This window comes from Actinoalloteichus sp. AHMU CJ021 (genome assembly GCF_002895405.1).
GTDB classification, from domain to species: Bacteria; Actinomycetota; Actinomycetes; order Mycobacteriales; family Pseudonocardiaceae; genus Actinoalloteichus_B; species Actinoalloteichus_B caeruleus.
Map to the genome: position 1 here is coordinate 3,830,734 of NZ_CP025990.1, position 16,157 is coordinate 3,846,890.

Annotated in this window: 4 protein-coding genes, 3 rRNA genes and 2 pseudogenes; 4 read left to right on the plus strand and 5 right to left on the minus strand. The window is 66.3% G+C overall.

Annotated elements, in window-relative coordinates; genetic code table 11:
• The first annotated feature begins 354 nt into the window (after positions 1 to 354).
• Positions 355 to 1,941 carry an alanine/glycine:cation symporter family protein gene (locus C1701_RS16620; RefSeq protein ID WP_103056182.1) on the plus strand — a complete coding sequence of 529 codons (1,587 nt, stop codon included), beginning with the start codon at positions 355 to 357 and terminating at the stop codon, positions 1,939 to 1,941.
• Positions 1,942 to 2,579: 638 nt separating this feature from the next.
• Positions 2,580 to 3,380, plus strand: coding sequence for an MFS transporter (locus tag C1701_RS16625; protein ID WP_337661746.1), 801 nt, complete (start codon positions 2,580 to 2,582; stop codon positions 3,378 to 3,380).
• 2,520 nt (positions 3,381 to 5,900) lie between these two features.
• Here the strand turns inward: C1701_RS16625 and C1701_RS16640 are convergent.
• A pseudogene (locus tag C1701_RS16640) lies at positions 5,901 to 6,173 on the minus strand (DUF3558 domain-containing protein); the annotation flags it as partial.
• 1,618 nt (positions 6,174 to 7,791) lie between these two features.
• Between C1701_RS16640 and C1701_RS16645 the strand changes: the two are divergent.
• Positions 7,792 to 8,001 carry a hypothetical protein gene (locus C1701_RS16645; RefSeq protein ID WP_337661747.1) on the plus strand — a complete coding sequence of 70 codons (210 nt, stop codon included), beginning with the start codon at positions 7,792 to 7,794 and terminating at the stop codon, positions 7,999 to 8,001.
• A 657-nt stretch (positions 8,002 to 8,658) separates the two neighbouring features.
• On the opposite strand, the gene C1701_RS16650 is transcribed toward C1701_RS16645, so the two are convergent.
• The 4 genes from C1701_RS16650 to C1701_RS16670 all read right to left on the minus strand — a co-directional run bounded on the left by C1701_RS16650 (position 8,659) and on the right by C1701_RS16670 (position 15,629).
• Positions 8,659 to 9,057, minus strand: coding sequence for a hypothetical protein (locus C1701_RS16650; protein ID WP_103056185.1), 399 nt, complete (start codon positions 9,055 to 9,057; stop codon positions 8,659 to 8,661).
• A 1,357-nt stretch (positions 9,058 to 10,414) separates the two neighbouring features.
• Positions 10,415 to 10,531 (minus strand): 5S ribosomal RNA (gene rrf / locus C1701_RS16660).
• An 89-nt stretch (positions 10,532 to 10,620) separates the two neighbouring features.
• Positions 10,621 to 13,742 (minus strand): 23S ribosomal RNA (locus C1701_RS16665).
• Positions 13,743 to 14,114: 372 nt separating this feature from the next.
• Positions 14,115 to 15,629 (minus strand): 16S ribosomal RNA (locus C1701_RS16670).
• The 16S, 23S and 5S rRNA genes sit together here, the layout of an rRNA operon.
• A gap of 22 nt (positions 15,630 to 15,651) precedes the next feature.
• Between C1701_RS16670 and C1701_RS16675 the strand changes: the two are divergent.
• Positions 15,652 to 15,894, plus strand: a pseudogene (locus tag C1701_RS16675) (DUF3558 domain-containing protein); the annotation flags it as partial.
• Between the last annotated feature and the right edge of the window lie 263 nt (positions 15,895 to 16,157).

Here is a 16,157-nt window from a genome sequence, read left to right on the forward strand (position 1 = left end):
CCAGCGCGCAGGCGCCCCTGGCCCATCGGGACGATCGCGAGGCGTTCGAGCAGGAGCCGACTGTCGACCACGGGACCAGCCGGCCGCGGAGCGGCGAGTCCACGCTCATCGTCGGCGTGGCGGGGACCCGCCAGGAACCACCGGCGCGACGGCACTCTCCCAGAAGGAGCAATCGTGAACCATCCGTGATACGGATCACTACGGACGGCGACCAGGAACCCGGCAGCGTTCCCGTGGCTAGGGCATACGCCACCGCAATCAACCGAAACGGGGCAGTAACAATTGTTACGCTCCGCATCAAATTCGGCCCGCCCTCTTGCGGTGAACCGGGGTTTACCCGTGCACTGTCATGCCATGTCACACATCACGACGGCGACCCCGCCGCCAAGTCCGCCAACCGGCGACCCGGCACCCGTCCTCCTCGCGCAGGACGGCGGAGTCCTTTCCGGCGTCGAGGACGCCATCAACAGCGTCTTCGCACCCATCGAGTCATTCACGTCGTCCATCATCTTCGCCGAGATCACGGTCTTCGGGGCCGCGTTCCCGGTCATCGTCGCCTGGCTGGTCATCGCGGCGGCGGTGTTCACCGCGTACTTCGGCCTGGTCCAGCTCGGCAAGTTCCGGCTCGCGATCCAGATCGCGCGTGGGAAGTACACGCGCAACGACGAGCCTGGGGAGATCACGCACTTCCAGGCCCTCTCCTCGGCGCTGTCGGGGACGGTCGGCCTTGGCAACATCGCGGGTGTCGGTGTGGCGGTCACGGTCGGTGGGGCCGGCGCGACGTTCTGGATGATCCTGGCCGGGTTCCTGGGCATGTGCACCAAGTTCGTCGAGTGCACCCTGGGCGTGAAGTACCGCAAGATCGACGCGGACGGCACCGTCCACGGCGGCCCCATGTACTACCTCCGCCAGGGCATCGCCGAGCGCTTCCCCAACGGCTTCGGCCGCTCGCTGGGCAAGGTGCTGGCGATCGGCGCCTCGGTGATGCTGCTGTTCTTCGCCCTCGCCGGCGGGAACATGTTCCAGGCCAACCAGACCTTCGCCCAGTTGCGTTCGGTGACCGGTGGTGAGGACGGTCTCCTCGGTGGAGGGGGAGCCGCCTTCATCTTCGGACTACTACTCGCTGGCCTCGTGGCGCTGGTCATCGTCGGTGGGATCAAGTCGATCGGCAAGGTGACCTCGCGGCTCGTGCCGACGATGGGCGTCATCTACGTGCTGGCCTGCCTCGTGGTCATCCTCGTGAACGTCAATGAGGTGCCACGCGCCTTCGGTGAGATCGTCTCCGGCGCCTTCGCCCCCGAGGGCGTCGCGGGCGGAGCGCTGGGCGTGATGATCATCGGGTTCCAGCGGGCCGCCTTCTCCAACGAGGCCGGCGTGGGGTCGGCACCGATCGCGCACGCGGCGGTCCGCACCCGCCACCCGGTCACCGAGGGGCTCGTGGCGCTGCTGGAGCCCTTCGTCGACACCGTGATCATCTGCACGATGACGGCGCTGACGATCGTGATCGCCAGCACGGACTTCTGGCACGACGCCAAGGCGGCGGTGGCTGCTGGGGCTGACAGCCCGGAGGGCGTGACGGTGACGTCCAACGCCTTCGAGACCGTGCTGCCGTGGTTCCCCTACGTCCTGATGGTCGCGGTCGCGCTGTTCGCCATCTCCACGATGATCACCTGGAGCTACTACGGCGAGAAGGCCTGGAACCACCTGTTCGGGGCGGGGCGGGTCAGCTCGGTGGTCTACCGCGCGGTCTACTGCGCCCTCATCGTGTGCGGAACGGTCCTCACACTGGGGCCGGTGCTGAACTTCGCCGACGCGGTGCTGTTCGGTGTCGCCTTCTTCAACATCCTGGGCCTCTACCTGCTCGCGCCCATCGTCAAGCGCGAGTTGAGGGACTTCCTCGGCAAGCTGAAGTCCGGGGAGATCGTCCTGCGGAGGCGGTGACCGCACCGCTGGTCGCACCCTCGACCCTGGGTCTTCCTCGTCCCGTTCGGTTCGGGGAGCAGCCGGGTCAGCGCGGCCAACCGGCCGTGGGCGGGCGTTCGCGTCGTCTCGCGGTGACCCGTGCTCCGGTGGCCCAGCACCCGGCCCAGCACCCACTCGTCGTTCGAGGTGAGCACGGCCAACGTGCGGCGCACCTGGAGGTCCGGGGGCCGTGGCGGGGGGAGCCCACCCCTCGGCCAGCGCGGAGGGGGCGGTCCAGCCGGCCGTGGAGTCCCCTGGTGCTCCGCGCGGGCGCGCCGTGGCGTCCCCAGGGGCGGGCCGGTGGGGTGAGGACGATCGCCTCAGGCCGACGCCGACGCCGACGGGGTCGCGGGCGTCGAGGGCCAGCGGGCGGTCGAGCAGGGCCGCCACGTCCGCCCCTGGAGGCGCCGCTCGCGGAGGACCCCGGTGTGGGGACGTCGAGTGCGGCGACCAGGTTCCTGGGGTCCTCGTCCAACACCACGTCCAGCGGGTTCCGCTGGGAATCGAAGTAGTGGTGGAAGGAGGTCCTGCTCCTGCCGAGGGAACGGATGATTCGATTCAGGTATCATATTCGTAGCACGATTCCGGGAATTCCTGTTCGACGGTGGTCAGCAATCGTGGTCGCCCCGACCTACATCGCCGAGATCGCGCCGGCCGCCTACCGGGGCCGCCTGGGTTCGATGCAGCAGTTGGCGATCGTGCTGGGCATCGCCGCCTCGCAGCTGGTGAACTACGCGATCGCGGCGGCTGCCGGTGGGGCCCGTGGCGAACTGGGGCCGCTGGAGGCGTGGCAGTGGATGCTCGGGATCGAACTGGCTCCGGCGTTCCTCTACCTCCTGTTGACCCTGACGATCCCGGAAAGCCCCCGGTTCCTGGTGCGCACCGGCCGCGTGGGCCGGGCACGCCGGATCCTGGCCAGGGTGGAGGGCGCGGACGAGTCGACGGTGGACGAACGGATCGAGGAGATCCGGTCCGCTCTCGGCTCGGAACGTCGACCCACCCCGCGCGACCTCACCGGCGGCCGCTTCGGCCTGCTGCCCATCGTCTGGGTCGGGATGGGGTTGTCCGCCTTCCAGCAGCTGGTCGGCATCAACGTGATCTTCTACTACTCGGCGTCGTTGTGGCAGTCGGTGGGGATCGAGGAGAGCGATTCGTTGCTGCTCAGCCTGTTCACGTCGATCGTGAACATCGTCGGGACCTTCGTCGCCATCGCCCTGGTGGACCGGGTGGGCAGCACGCGGGGTTCGGTCACCTCGACACCCAGTTCGCGGGCGGCCTCCGTGGCCGCCGCGACCGCGCGGGCCGTCGTGGTCTGGGGGTCGGCACTGCCGTTTCCGGTGCTCACCGCGACATGGTGCCAGCTGCCCCGCGCGGAGACGACGGGGAGCCCTCGCCCGCCGCGACGATCTCCTCGGTGAGCTGGCGTCGCGAGTCCTGTGCGCCATGCCCGGTAGTGGTGCCCACGACGGCATCCGCGCAGGCCTCCGCCGTGTCAGCCGTTTGCCGAAAACCCGTAGGGACACCCCCTCGCTCCCGGGCCGGCGGAGTGCGCCGGTGGACGGTGTGGCGGCGGCCGCCGCGCACCGGCACGCACACCGTCGAGGGGCCGTGACCGTCCCGCACGCAGGAGGCGACGGACCCGGCAGCCCCGCCCCGAGCTCCCCAGGCGGCCCGCGCCCCGAGGACACCGAACCGTGGAACCCGGCAGCCCGAGATCAGGACTCCGGAGCCGGAGGGGGCCGAGCTCTCCGACTCCCGGGGCCCGGGAGCGGGCCCACCGAGGGGAGCGGGCCGGCGGGCCTCGACCCGCCGGCTTGCACACCGTCTCCTCGGCCGGGCAGACACCGAGCAGTTCCTCCCGCAGAGCGGAGACGAACAGCTCGTCCGACCACCGCGTGGACCGCGTGGTCAGGACGAGGGGCGCCCGGTTGGAGCCCCGGGTCGAGTCGTGCAGGTCCCTGATGCGGGTTCGGGCCGGCACGGTGGCCACGGGGGCGGTCGCGCTGTTCGGACGGGCCCCGGTCGCGCCGTCGGCGTCTCCGTCGTGGCCGAGGTCGAGGGCCCGCAGCACCCAACGTCCGTCCTCCCGTTCCGGCCACTGGGGGAGCGACGTGCGGCCCCAGGTGGTGTAGTCGACTCGGGCCGGTAGTCCCGGGGTGGGCGAGGTCGGCTCCGCGCACCGCAGGAGGACACCGGTGCGCGCGGGCAACGGCGAGTCCTGCCCGCCGAGTTCGGCGAGTTGGGAGAGCGGTGTGGCCGCCCCGCCCGGTCGTCCACCGTTCCCCGGGGGCGACGGCCGCCGACGGCACTCGCGCCCGCGCACCACCGCGTCGGGGTGCGTGCCCGGCCGAGCACCGGAGCCGGTGGCCTCCCCTCGGTCGCCTTCGGGCTCGCCCCGGATCGACCGGGTGCCGCACCCTCCGTGCCGGGCAGGGGCCAGCCGAGTCCCCCGAGCGCAGGGGCAACGATCGTCGGGGTAGGCGGCGTGGCGACCGCCCCTGGCGGGGACGCTCCGGGGCGGGGCGGGACACGCCTCCCCCGCCCACGTCGCGTTCGGCGCCGCCGGAGTGGGGTCGGGCGTCGGGGTGGGGCCCGGCTCCGCCTCCCGAACGCCCCCAGTGGCGGTGCGCGGTGGCTGCCCACCGGGTTCTCGCGTCGCCCGTCGTCCTCCGGCCGAACCTCGTCGACGGCCCGACCAGGTCAGCCGCCGAGTGCCCCGCCAGCTCCTGGCGCACGAGCCCCCCAACAAATCGTGCGCGGCTATTCACTCCTCACTCCCTCGACGTTATTGCCGGCGCACCCGCCCCGAGAAGTCCGTAACCCAGTCGGCGGTGGGGAATTACCCGGTTGGCCCAATCTTCGTGAGGATCGGGAGCGAGCACCAGGCCTTTGTTGTCCCCGGGTGACCAACGGCGGCGGTCACGATGCGCTTCCGCCGTACTCCGCCCCCAATCGGGTGCCGCCCGCTGAGACGGGACGCTGCTCTGACACCGGCGGGCTGGCGGCGCCGGTCAGGTGGTGAGCGGAGAAAGGGGCGTCAGGGCCCGTCGCACCTGCTGCCGTCCGGCGCGGTGTGCACCGGGTAAGGCAGCCGCCACCACGACAAACGAGCGGGTTGTCCGGTGGGCGCACCGCGTCCCGCCTGCTGGGACGCGGTGCGGCGGGGCGGCCCCCGGGGGTGGCCCACCGCGCGTGTTCCCTCACGTCGAGTGTCCCCGCCCAGTACCCACACCCGCTTCACCGCCGGGTGCGGACACTGCGCACACGCCCGGTCGGGGTGCGGTCGGCGACCACCCGCGAGAGGGGTCGGCACCGTCCGCCGTCCCGATCTGACTCTGGGTGCACGAGACGGCGACCACACGTACCGAATTCCGCTCGCGGCTCATAGACTGTCCGCCGTCAGGTGCGGAGTGCGGTAGTCACGGAGACGCGAGAAGGCCCGCCGCCACTACGCCCGCACCCGCTGACCCGCCCCCGGTACGGGTCCGAACGCGCCTCCCACCCAGCTGAGGCCTGGTGGACCGCCAGAGGACAGCGCCGAGCCAGGCCGAGACCGGCGGCCCCACCCCGCGGACGTGCGGCTCAACGGCAGCACTCCGGCACATCCGGCGGGCGCGCGAGGGGAGGCGCGCACACCCAGCCGGTCAGGCCGCCCTGGCACGCCCGAGCGCCGTGCCCACGGCACTACCCGGAGACGGGCCGACCAGTGACACGCCCACCTCGGACAAGCCGTGACCAGGAAGGAATCGTGCCCACTCGTCGGGTGAGTGGTCGTGCCGCATACCCGCGTCGCCAGGGCGTGGCCCCTGGCTTCCCGGCGGCAGGGGGAGAACGCCAGAACTCCCCCGAGGATCATCCGTTCCCGCACGAGCGGCAGCAGGATGTCCGGGTCCGTGAATCGTGTCAGCCGGACCCGGTGAGCTCCACCGTCAGCCTGGTCAGTCCGAAGACCGAGGCAATGAAGGCTCCAACGCCGCTGCGGTGCCCTCCGCTATGGCGCATGCCTGCTCGAGGGTTCCCGCGTAATGTACGAAAACTGACACATGGGCATCTTCGCTCAGGTGCAAGGAAATCTGGCAATGTTCTGACGCGGTTTTGCCAATGATGCGGAGTGCGCGTAACGGCCCTACGCTGATCTCCTCAATCGTGTAGTTTGTCAGATTCAGCTGATCGACGCTGTAATTCCAGTCCAACTGAATTGTCATGACCGGACGGTGCGAACGAGCAGCATCAGCGTCGGCGAGGCCGTCGTTCGAGTATCGATGCCATTCTGACCGGCATGACGTGGAGACGGATGCACTCGACACCTCGGGTGAGCGGCGGCAGGGGCGCGGTTCGCGTCGGATCTGGGGTGGAGCAGGACGAAGCGGCGACGGCCCGGGAGACACGCACTGGTTGACGACACCAGTAGGAAGGCTGCCCGCCCAGTAATGTGCTGAAAGCACTGTTAACGGGATATGTCCCAGCGGACTTGGCTTTCTGGTGTTTTCGGGGTATGGTTCGCGTTGTTGTTGATCGCTGTCGACAGGACGCCCGTGATGCCCGACCTGACAACGCAAGTGACCGCCGCCGAGATCTCCCGGCTCGCCATCCCCTGACCGGGTGAACGGAGGGCCGCTGCGAGCAGAATTGTCCCCCACCCCCGCTAGGAATGGGCCGAACGGCACCAGGAAACCTTGGGCTGCGAGGGGGATGAAGTGACCGGGTTTTATACCGACCCACAAGGTCGGGTACGTCCGCGTACGGGGAAGAAAGGTGGCGGAGGTGGCGGCAAGTTCGTCGCAGCCGCCGCAGTGGGGACGGTAGTGGCCACCGGCGCGTCCCTCGGCACGACTGGCGGGACGCTGTTCGGTGGTGGCCAGGTCGTGACCGGAGCGGGAAACCAGGCCGTCGCGCGAGTCGTTGCCTCCGTTCGAGGGCCCAAAGCTCGAATACCGCCATTTGGAGTACCCCTTACCGCCAATCCTGAGCTCCCACTGCTGAGGGTGCCTGCTCGCGGCCGAACTTTCAGCGAACCTCACTCGCTGCGCGAGACCCGGGGGGTTCACTGAAAGAGCAAGATCACCTGGATAGTTGACACGGCCGCGGATTGGGCTAAGTGGGTGAAACTTGACCGGTAGCCCCTGGCGGAAAAGTCACTGATGGCGTCGCTGGACGCCGGCCCGAACGAGCGCACGGAGTCCTACTCGCGGCTCAGCGACGCCCGAACGGAGGCGATCCAGAGGCTCCACCGGGGATGGCGATACGCACTCACCACACGGGCGTCGACCGACACCCAGATCGCCATAACCGCAGGTCGAGTGCCCCCAGCGCCTGAATTTCCGCCTGCGGACAGTTACCGGCGGTCGGACGCAACGGGGTTGACGGCGGAAATTTTCCCCAAACAACGAAACGGTTCTCACCGATAGTCACGAGAAACCACCGCCGCCCCACCGCCGAATCCCGATTTCGACGATCGCCGGTACTCCGTCCGGAGCATTCGGGGCGAATTCCTCGACGAGGAGGCACCGCCCGGGGCCACTTCGCCCCCGCTCTCCTCGACGAACACCGTTGTTCCGGCTTTCTTGGCTCCCCGATGAAGTCTGGGTAACATTCCCGCCCAGCCAGCCGGCACCGGTGGCCACCGTGAGGCCACCGCTCGACGACAAGCGTCCTGACCAGCCATCCCGCGCCGACACGAGAGACGGCGGGCGCCACCCCGCCTGGTATTCCGCGGAATTTCCGCCCGGGGAGACCCCGAACCGCGCGGACGACGCGGTCCGGGGCACCCACCCGCGCGGGTGGGTGCGGCACCCCGCCCCGGTCCACCACCGGCCCAGCCGGCCACGCGTGACGGGCGGCGCGGGCACCCCCGCGTCCTCGAAGGAGCGGGGCGGCGACCCGGTGGACGACAGGGTGCCGGACGAGGAGATCACCCACACCGACGCCCACGACCTCCAGGCCGGTAACGGCCCGGACCGGCAGCTGCCCCGGGGCGACCTCGCCCCGGCCGGCGCCCCGGGCGGGATCGGTGGCCGCGCGCAGGAGGCCGGCCAGTGACGGATGCCCTGGTCTGCCAGGACCTGACCAAGCGGTTCGACGCGCTGGCCAGGAACGCCCGGCCCGCGAGTGGGGCCGATCGGCGGCCCGCGCCGGAGGCCAACCACCGCACTCCCGCCGGGGGCGGTCGGAGTCAGAACGGGTCCGGCGAATGCCACCGGCGCTCCCGCGAACGGAAGAGAACCGCGTGCTCCACCCATTCCGAAGCGTTTTCCGCCGGATCCGTACCAGGCCGGTCCAGTCGTCGGCGGCGAAAGCGAGAATCGACGTACCGGTGGACGCCTCCGCAGGTCACAGGCCCATCGGTCGGAATCAGGTGTGCGGGTTCCCCGATTCGGAGGTGCCACCACCCCGCATCCGGGGGAATCCCCTGGGGCCGTCGATCGTGGCACCAGTCGACCGAGCAACTGGTGGGTGCTACCCCCCAGGATTCGATGTACCGGGTGGAGTGGAGTCGAGCTCCGCTCAACGAGACCCCAGGGGTGGATCGTTGGCTGGCGGTCGGCGGTGCCCAGCCGATGTCGGGCATGGCGGTCGAAGCCTTCACCGACTGGGAGACCGGGGCGGCGGGCCTTGGGGCTGATGAGCCCGCGGTGGTCGTGTGGACAGTGCCGGAACAGGACAGGTCGACCGAAGTGCCCTCAGCGGTCCAGTCGGTCACGGCTGAGGCGTTGAGCGTGGTGCGGGGCTGGTTGGCCGACCCGCGGTGGGCCTCGAGCCGGCGAGCTCCTCGTCCATCCGCCGCGAGTGCAACATCCTGGCGTCCTCGACAGCGCGCCGGCCGACGAGGGCGGCTTCCCTCGGATCCCCGACCGCCATGTGCAGGGTCGCCAGCCGCGCCCTGGAGAACGCCCGCGAGCGCGGGTAGGCGTCGCTGTGCAGTTGGATCGCGGTTCTCAGCCGGTCCGCCGCCTCCCCCGGCCGGTTCGCGGCGAGAGCGAGCGAGGTCAGCGCCCGCGCACTGCTGCCGGCGTGTTCGGCCTCGTCGTAGTAGACCAGCCAGGGCGGGTCCGCCTCCGGCTGCCGTTCCGCGAAGTGCGCGTCGGCGCGGTCCACCTCCGCTCGGGCTTCATCGTCACGCCCCCGGTCGGATCGTGTGATCCGACCGCCCGTCCCCGTCAGTGGCTCCGGGGTGCCAGTGCCCGCGACTGGCTTCCCGGGGCCTCGACGCCACTCCGACGGTCCATTCGTGACTCGAGCCTCCACCTCATCACCACCTGATGCGGGAGCCGGCAGGATGTGGACACCGCCACCGGCGCACCTGGGTCCGGCGCCTGTCGGCGTGGCCCCAACCGCGATAACAGACCCCGCTCCACCCCGAAGGCTCGTTACCTGATCGTGTCCTTCGCACACGGGAACCCAGGGACCTCCACTCGCGTCATACATCCTGCGGAGGCTCCGCCCGGGTCCTCCCACAGGACTGCGGCAGCTTGGTCGGTTTCCCCCTGTCGGTCCGGGATCTCCGGGGTGGAGCTGGTCCTCACCCGGCTGCACGCGGGCGGCAAGTTCGGTGGTTCCGGGTACAAGACATCCGGTGGCCTGCACGGCGTCGGCGCCTCCGCGGTGAACGCCCTGTCCCACCGGTTCGACGTGACGGTGCGCCGCGACGGCCTGGTCCACCAGATGTCCTTCGCCCACGGCGCCCCCGGCGTGTTCGACGGCCCCGGGGCGCGGGCCAAGTTCACGCCGCGGTCCGGCTTGCACGTCACGGGGAAGATGAAGCGGGACGAGACCACCGGCACCTCGATCCGCTACTGGCACGACGCCCGCTACTTCGAGACCGGCGCCGCGCTGGACGTGGAAGGGGTGCGGTCGAAGCTGCGGAACACCGCCTTCCTGGTGCCCGGTGTCACTTACGTGCTGCGCACGGCCACCGAGGACAGCATCAGCGAGGAGACCTTCCACTTCCCCAACGGGCTGCCCGACATGGTGGACTTCCTGGCGCCCACCGGTGATCGGGCGGTGTCGGGCACGCTGGTGGTCTCGGGTGAGGGGCGGTCGTCGCCCGGGAGGGGTTGGCGGGCAACCCGGCCGTGTTGTTCCTCGCGAGCCTGGCCGTCAACCTCGTGGTCGCCGCCATCGCCTTCGTCGTCCTGGGTGGCCTGCGGCTGCCCCGCACCGACGTGCGGGTCCCGTCCGAGCTGGAGCCGGATCCGACATCCGCACGGACATCCGCGCCGAGGGCCGAGACCCGGACGGCGACTGATGGGCCAGGCGGGGCGCGGGACCCGGCGGCGGGTGACGAGGTGCCAGGTATCGGTGCCTCCACCGGGGGTGGGGGCGCGGACGGCCGCTCCGACGCCACGTCCGGGACGGGCCCGAGCGGTGCTCCCCGGATCACACCGGCGCGGGCGAACCGGGAGCACCCACCAGGTGCTCAACCACATTCCCCTCCACCCACCGGTGAAAGAAAGTTCGGCGGCGTCCTACTCTCCCACACCCCCACAGGTGCAGTACCATCGGCGCTGAAAGGCTTAGCTTCCGGGTTCGGAATGGGACCGGGCGTTTCCCTCTCGCTATCACCACCGAAACACTCTAACCAACACCCCACCCCAACCAACCCCAGGGCAGGGAGCCAGTTGCACTCCCAGAATCACACAGTGGATGCGTAACACCTTCGTAGACAAGCCCTCGGCCTATTAGTACCGGTCAACTCCACACGTTACCGTGCTTCCATCTCCAGCCTATCAACCCAGTCGTCTACTGGGGGCCTTACCCCAACAAAGTGGGTGGGAGACCTCATCTTGGAACAGGCTTCCCGCTTAGATGCTTTCAGCGGTTATCCCTTCCGAACGTAGCCAACCAGCCATGCACCTGGCGGTACAACTGGCACACCAGAGGTTCGTCCGTCCCGGTCCTCTCGTACTAGGGACAGCCTTCCACAAGTCTCCAACGCGCGCGGCGGATAGGGACCGAACTGTCTCACGACGTTCTAAACCCAGCTCGCGTGCCGCTTTAATGGGCGAACAGCCCAACCCTTGGGACCTACTCCAGCCCCAGGATGCGACGAGCCGACATCGAGGTGCCAAACCATGCCGTCGATATGGACTCTTGGGCAAGATCAGCCTGTTATCCCCGGGGTACCTTTTATCCGTTGAGCGACACCGCTTCCACCAGCCAGTGCCGGATCACTAGTCCCGACTTTCGTCCCTGCTCGACCCGTCAGTCTCACAGTCAAGCTCCCTTGTGCACTTACACTCAACACCTGATTGCCAACCAGGCTGAGGGAACCTTTGGGCGCCTCCGTTACCCTTTGGGAGGCAACCGCCCCAGTTAAACTACCCACCAGGCACTGTCCCTGAACCAGATCATGGTCCGAGGTTAGACACCCAGTACGACCAGAGTGGTATTTCAAGATTGACTCCACGACCACTAGCGTGACCGCTTCCCAGTCTCCCACCTATCCTACACAAGCCGAACCGAGCACCAATACCAAGCTATAGTAAAGGTCCCGGGGTCTTTCCGTCCTGCCGCGCGTAACGAGCATCTTTACTCGTAGTGCAATTTCGCCGGGCCTGTGGTTGAGACAGCGGAGAAGTCGTTACGCCATTCGTGCAGGTCGGAACTTACCCGACAAGGAATTTCGCTACCTTAGGATGGTTATAGTTACCACCGCCGTTTACTGGCGCTTAAGTTCTCAGCTTCGCCCCGAAGGACTAACCGGTCCCCTTAACGTTCCAGCACCGGGCAGGCGTCAGTCCGTATACATCGTCTTACGACTTCGCACGGACCTGTGTTTTTAATAAACAGTCGCTTCTCCCTGGTCTCTGCGGCCACACAACGCTAGCCCGCGAAGGGCTTCACGCCACACGGCCCCCCTTCTCCCGAAGTTACGGGGGCATTTTGCCGAGTTCCTTAACCACAGTTCACCCGATCGCCTTGGTATTCTCTACCTGACCACCTGTGTCGGTTTGGGGTACGGGCCGCGTAGACACTCGCTAGAGGCTTTTCTCGGCAGCATGGGATCACCCTACTTCGCCTCATTCGGCTATGCATCACGTCTCACCATTAACAGAGAAGCGGATTTGCCTACCTCTCCTGGCTACACGCTTACACCAGTACTACCACTCACTGGCGGGGCTACCCTCCTGCGTCACCCCATCACTTGGCTACTACCAGCTCAGATCCCGCGCATGGCCACCACCCCACCCGAAAGCAGGACAGCACCACGGGCGGTTAGTATCACCAGCCTCGCCAGGGACGCATCCACACGGGTACGGGAATATCAACCCGTTGTCCATCGACTACGCCTGTCGGCCTCGCCTTAGGTCCCGACTTACCCTGGGCGGAATAACCTGGCCCAGGAACCCTTGGTCATCCGGCGGCAGAGTTTCTCACTCTGCTTTCGCTACTCATGCCTGCATTCTCACTCCCACACCGTCCACACCCGCTCACGCGACTGCTTCACCCAGTGCAGGACGCTCCCCTACCCATCCACACACCTACACCCACCCCCCAAAAGGAGACAGATGGAGCTCAACATGTGAATGACACGGCTTCGGCGGTGCGCTTAAGCCCCGCTACATTATCGGCGCAGGACCACTTGACCAGTGAGCTATTACGCACTCTTTCAAGGATGGCTGCTTCTAAGCCAACCTCCTGGTTGTCTGGGCGACCCCACATCCTTTTCCACTTAGCGCACACTTAGGGGCCTTAGCCGGCGTTCTGGGCTGTTTCCCTCTCGACTACGAAGCTTATCCCCCGCAGTCTCACTGCCGCGCTCTCACACACCCGCATTCGGAGTTTGGCTGACGTCAGTAACCTTGTCGGGCCCATCGGCCATCCAGTGCTCTACCTCGGATGAGAAACACACGACGCTGCACCTAAATGCATTTCGGGGAGAACCAGCTATCACGGAGTTTGATTGGCCTTTCACCCCTACCCACAGCTCATCCCCCAGGTTTTCAACCCTGGTGGGTTCGGGCCTCCACGCGGTCTTACCCGCGCTTCACCCTGGCCATGGGTAGATCACTCCGCTTCGGGTCTAGGACACGCGACTCTGACGCCCTGTTCAGACTCGCTTTCGCTACGGCTACCCCACCCGGGTTAACCTCGCCACGTATCACTAACTCGCAGGCTCATTCTTCAAAAGGCACGCCATCACCCCACAACGGAGGCTCTGACGGATTGTAGGCACATGGTTTCAGGTACTATTTCACTCCCCTCCCGGGGTACTTTTCACCTTTCCCTCACGGTACTAGTCCGCTATCGGTCATCAGGGAGTATTTAGGCTTAGCGGGTGGTCCCGCCAGATTCACAGCAAATTCCACGAGCTCGCTGCTACTTGGGATCCCCTCCAGGAGACACAGTGCTTTCACGTACGGGAGTATCACCCTCTACGCTGACGCTTTCCAGACGTCTTCCGCTAACACCATGTTTTCTGACTCCTCGCCGAGATGGCAGCCTCGACCGGTGGGTCCCACAACCCCGCATACGCAACCCCTGCCAGGTATCACACGTACACGGTTTAGCCTCATCCGCTTTCGCTCGCCACTACTCACGGAATCACGGTTGTTTTCTCTTCCTACGGGTACTGAGATGTTTCACTTCCCCGCGTTCCCTCCACACACCCTATATATTCAGGTGTAGGTGACCAGACATGACTCTGGCCGGGTTTCCCCATTCGGAAATCCTCGGATCACAGCTTGGTTGACAGCTCCCCGAGGCCTATCGCGGCCTCCCACGTCCTTCATCGGCTCCTGATGCCCAGGCATCCACCATGTGCCCTTACTTACTTGACCACAAAGATGCTCGCATCCACTGTGTAATTCTCAAAGAACAACCGGCCACCACCCCCACACCAGCACCACCAACCCCGCACACCCACCAGGGGCACGCCAGACGGTATGGCACTCGGGGACAGCACCACCAGAAGACCCACGCACCACGCGTGTTCCCTCAGGACCCAACAGTGCACCGACCACACCACCACCCCACCACACAGCAGCTTTCCCCACCCCCACCCGAAAGCAGGAGCCGTACTCACCACCACACAGCAGAACAGCCATGCGGGTAACCAGCAGTCCACAATTCCACTGAGCAGTCACCCCCAGAACACACGCCTGAGACAGTGACCACCCCACCACCGAAGCAGTGGGATACATGCTCCTTAGAAAGGAGGTGATCCAGCCGCACCTTCCGGTACGGCTACCTTGTTACGACTTCGTCCCAATCGCCAGTCCCACCTTCGACCGCTCCCCCCACAAGGGTTGGGCCACGGGCTTCGGGTGTTACCGACTTTCATGACGTGACGGGCGGTGTGTACAAGGCCCGGGAACGTATTCACCGCAGCGTTGCTGATCTGCGATTACTAGCGACTCCGACTTCACGGGGTCGAGTTGCAGACCCCGATCCGAACTGAGACCGGCTTTAAGAGATTCGCTCCACCTTGCGATTTCGCAGCCCTCTGTACCGGCCATTGTAGCATGTGTGAAGCCCTGGACATAAGGGGCATGATGACTTGACCTCATCCCCACCTTCCTCCGAGTTGACCCCGGCAGTCTCCCATGAGTCCCCACCATTACGTGCTGGCAACATGGAACAAGGGTTGCGCTCGTTGCGGGACTTAACCCAACATCTCACGACACGAGCTGACGACAGCCATGCACCACCTGCACACTGACCTTACGGAAACCCCATCTCTGAGGCGATCCAGTGCATGTCAAACCCAGGTAAGGTTCTTCGCGTTGCATCGAATTAATCCACATGCTCCGCCGCTTGTGCGGGCCCCCGTCAATTCCTTTGAGTTTTAGCCTTGCGGCCGTACTCCCCAGGCGGGGCGCTTAATGCGTTAGCTACGGCACGGAGGACGTGGAAATCCCCCACACCTAGCGCCCACCGTTTACGGCGTGGACTACCAGGGTATCTAATCCTGTTCGCTCCCCACGCTTTCGCTCCTCAGCGTCAGTATCGGCCCAGAGACCCGCCTTCGCCACCGGTGTTCCTCCTGATATCTGCGCATTCCACCGCTACACCAGGAATTCCAGTCTCCCCTACCGAACTCAAGTCTGCCCGTATCGACTGCACGCCCACAGTTAAGCTGTAGGTTTTCACAGTCGACGCGACAAACCGCCTACGAGCTCTTTACGCCCAATAATTCCGGACAACGCTCGCACCCTACGTATTACCGCGGCTGCTGGCACGTAGTTAGCCGGTGCTTCTTCTGCGCCTACCGTCACTTTCGCTTCTTCGGCGCTGAAAGAGGTTTACAACCCGAAGGCCGTCATCCCTCACGCGGCGTCGCTGCGTCAGGCTTTCGCCCATTGCGCAATATTCCCCACTGCTGCCTCCCGTAGGAGTCTGGGCCGTATCTCAGTCCCAGTGTGGCCGGTCGCCCTCTCAGGCCGGCTACCCGTCGTCGCCTTGGTAGGCCATTACCCCACCAACAAGCTGATAGGCCGCGGGCCCATCCTGCACCGCCGGAACTTTCCACCCACCCCCATGCGGGGGAAGGTCGTATCCGGTATTAGCCCCGGTTTCCCGAGGTTATCCCAGAGTGCAGGGCAGGTTGCCCACGTGTTACTCACCCGTTCGCCGCTCGTGTACCCCGAAGGGCCTTACCGCTCGACTTGCATGTGTTAAGCACGCCGCCAGCGTTCGTCCTGAGCCAGGATCAAACTCTCCATAAAGGTTTGATTCTGTTACATTCGACGCAGTGTTGATCAGCTGAATCTGACGAACTACACGGTTGAAGAGATCGATGTGGGTCCATTGCGCGCGCTCCGCATCATTGACAAAACCCCGTCAGAACATTGTCAAATTTCGGTGGACTTGAGCGAGCAGGCCCATGTGTCAGTTTATGTGCATTACGCGGGAACAGTCGAGCGGGCGTGCGCCCTAGCGGAGGACACCGCAGCGGCGGTGGAGCCTGTGCTGCCTCGTTCCCTCAGCTGACCGCAGCCGATGGGCGTGCTCGCCGGCCGTGTGCGTTGTCCGTCGAACCGCCCTGCGTGTTCGCTGGCGGAACGGGGGAGCTGGGAGGCGGAACGCGTGCCCTCCCGCCGACTGGTGGTCGTGGGTGCGGACCCGCCACTCGTCGACGAACCGGGAGTCAGGGTGAATGTGTCACCGTCCTCGAGCGAAGCCAGCTCTCGGCCAGCGGGCCAGGCGAGCAGCCGAACGACCGCACCACCGGAGGGCATCTCACCACCTTCCCC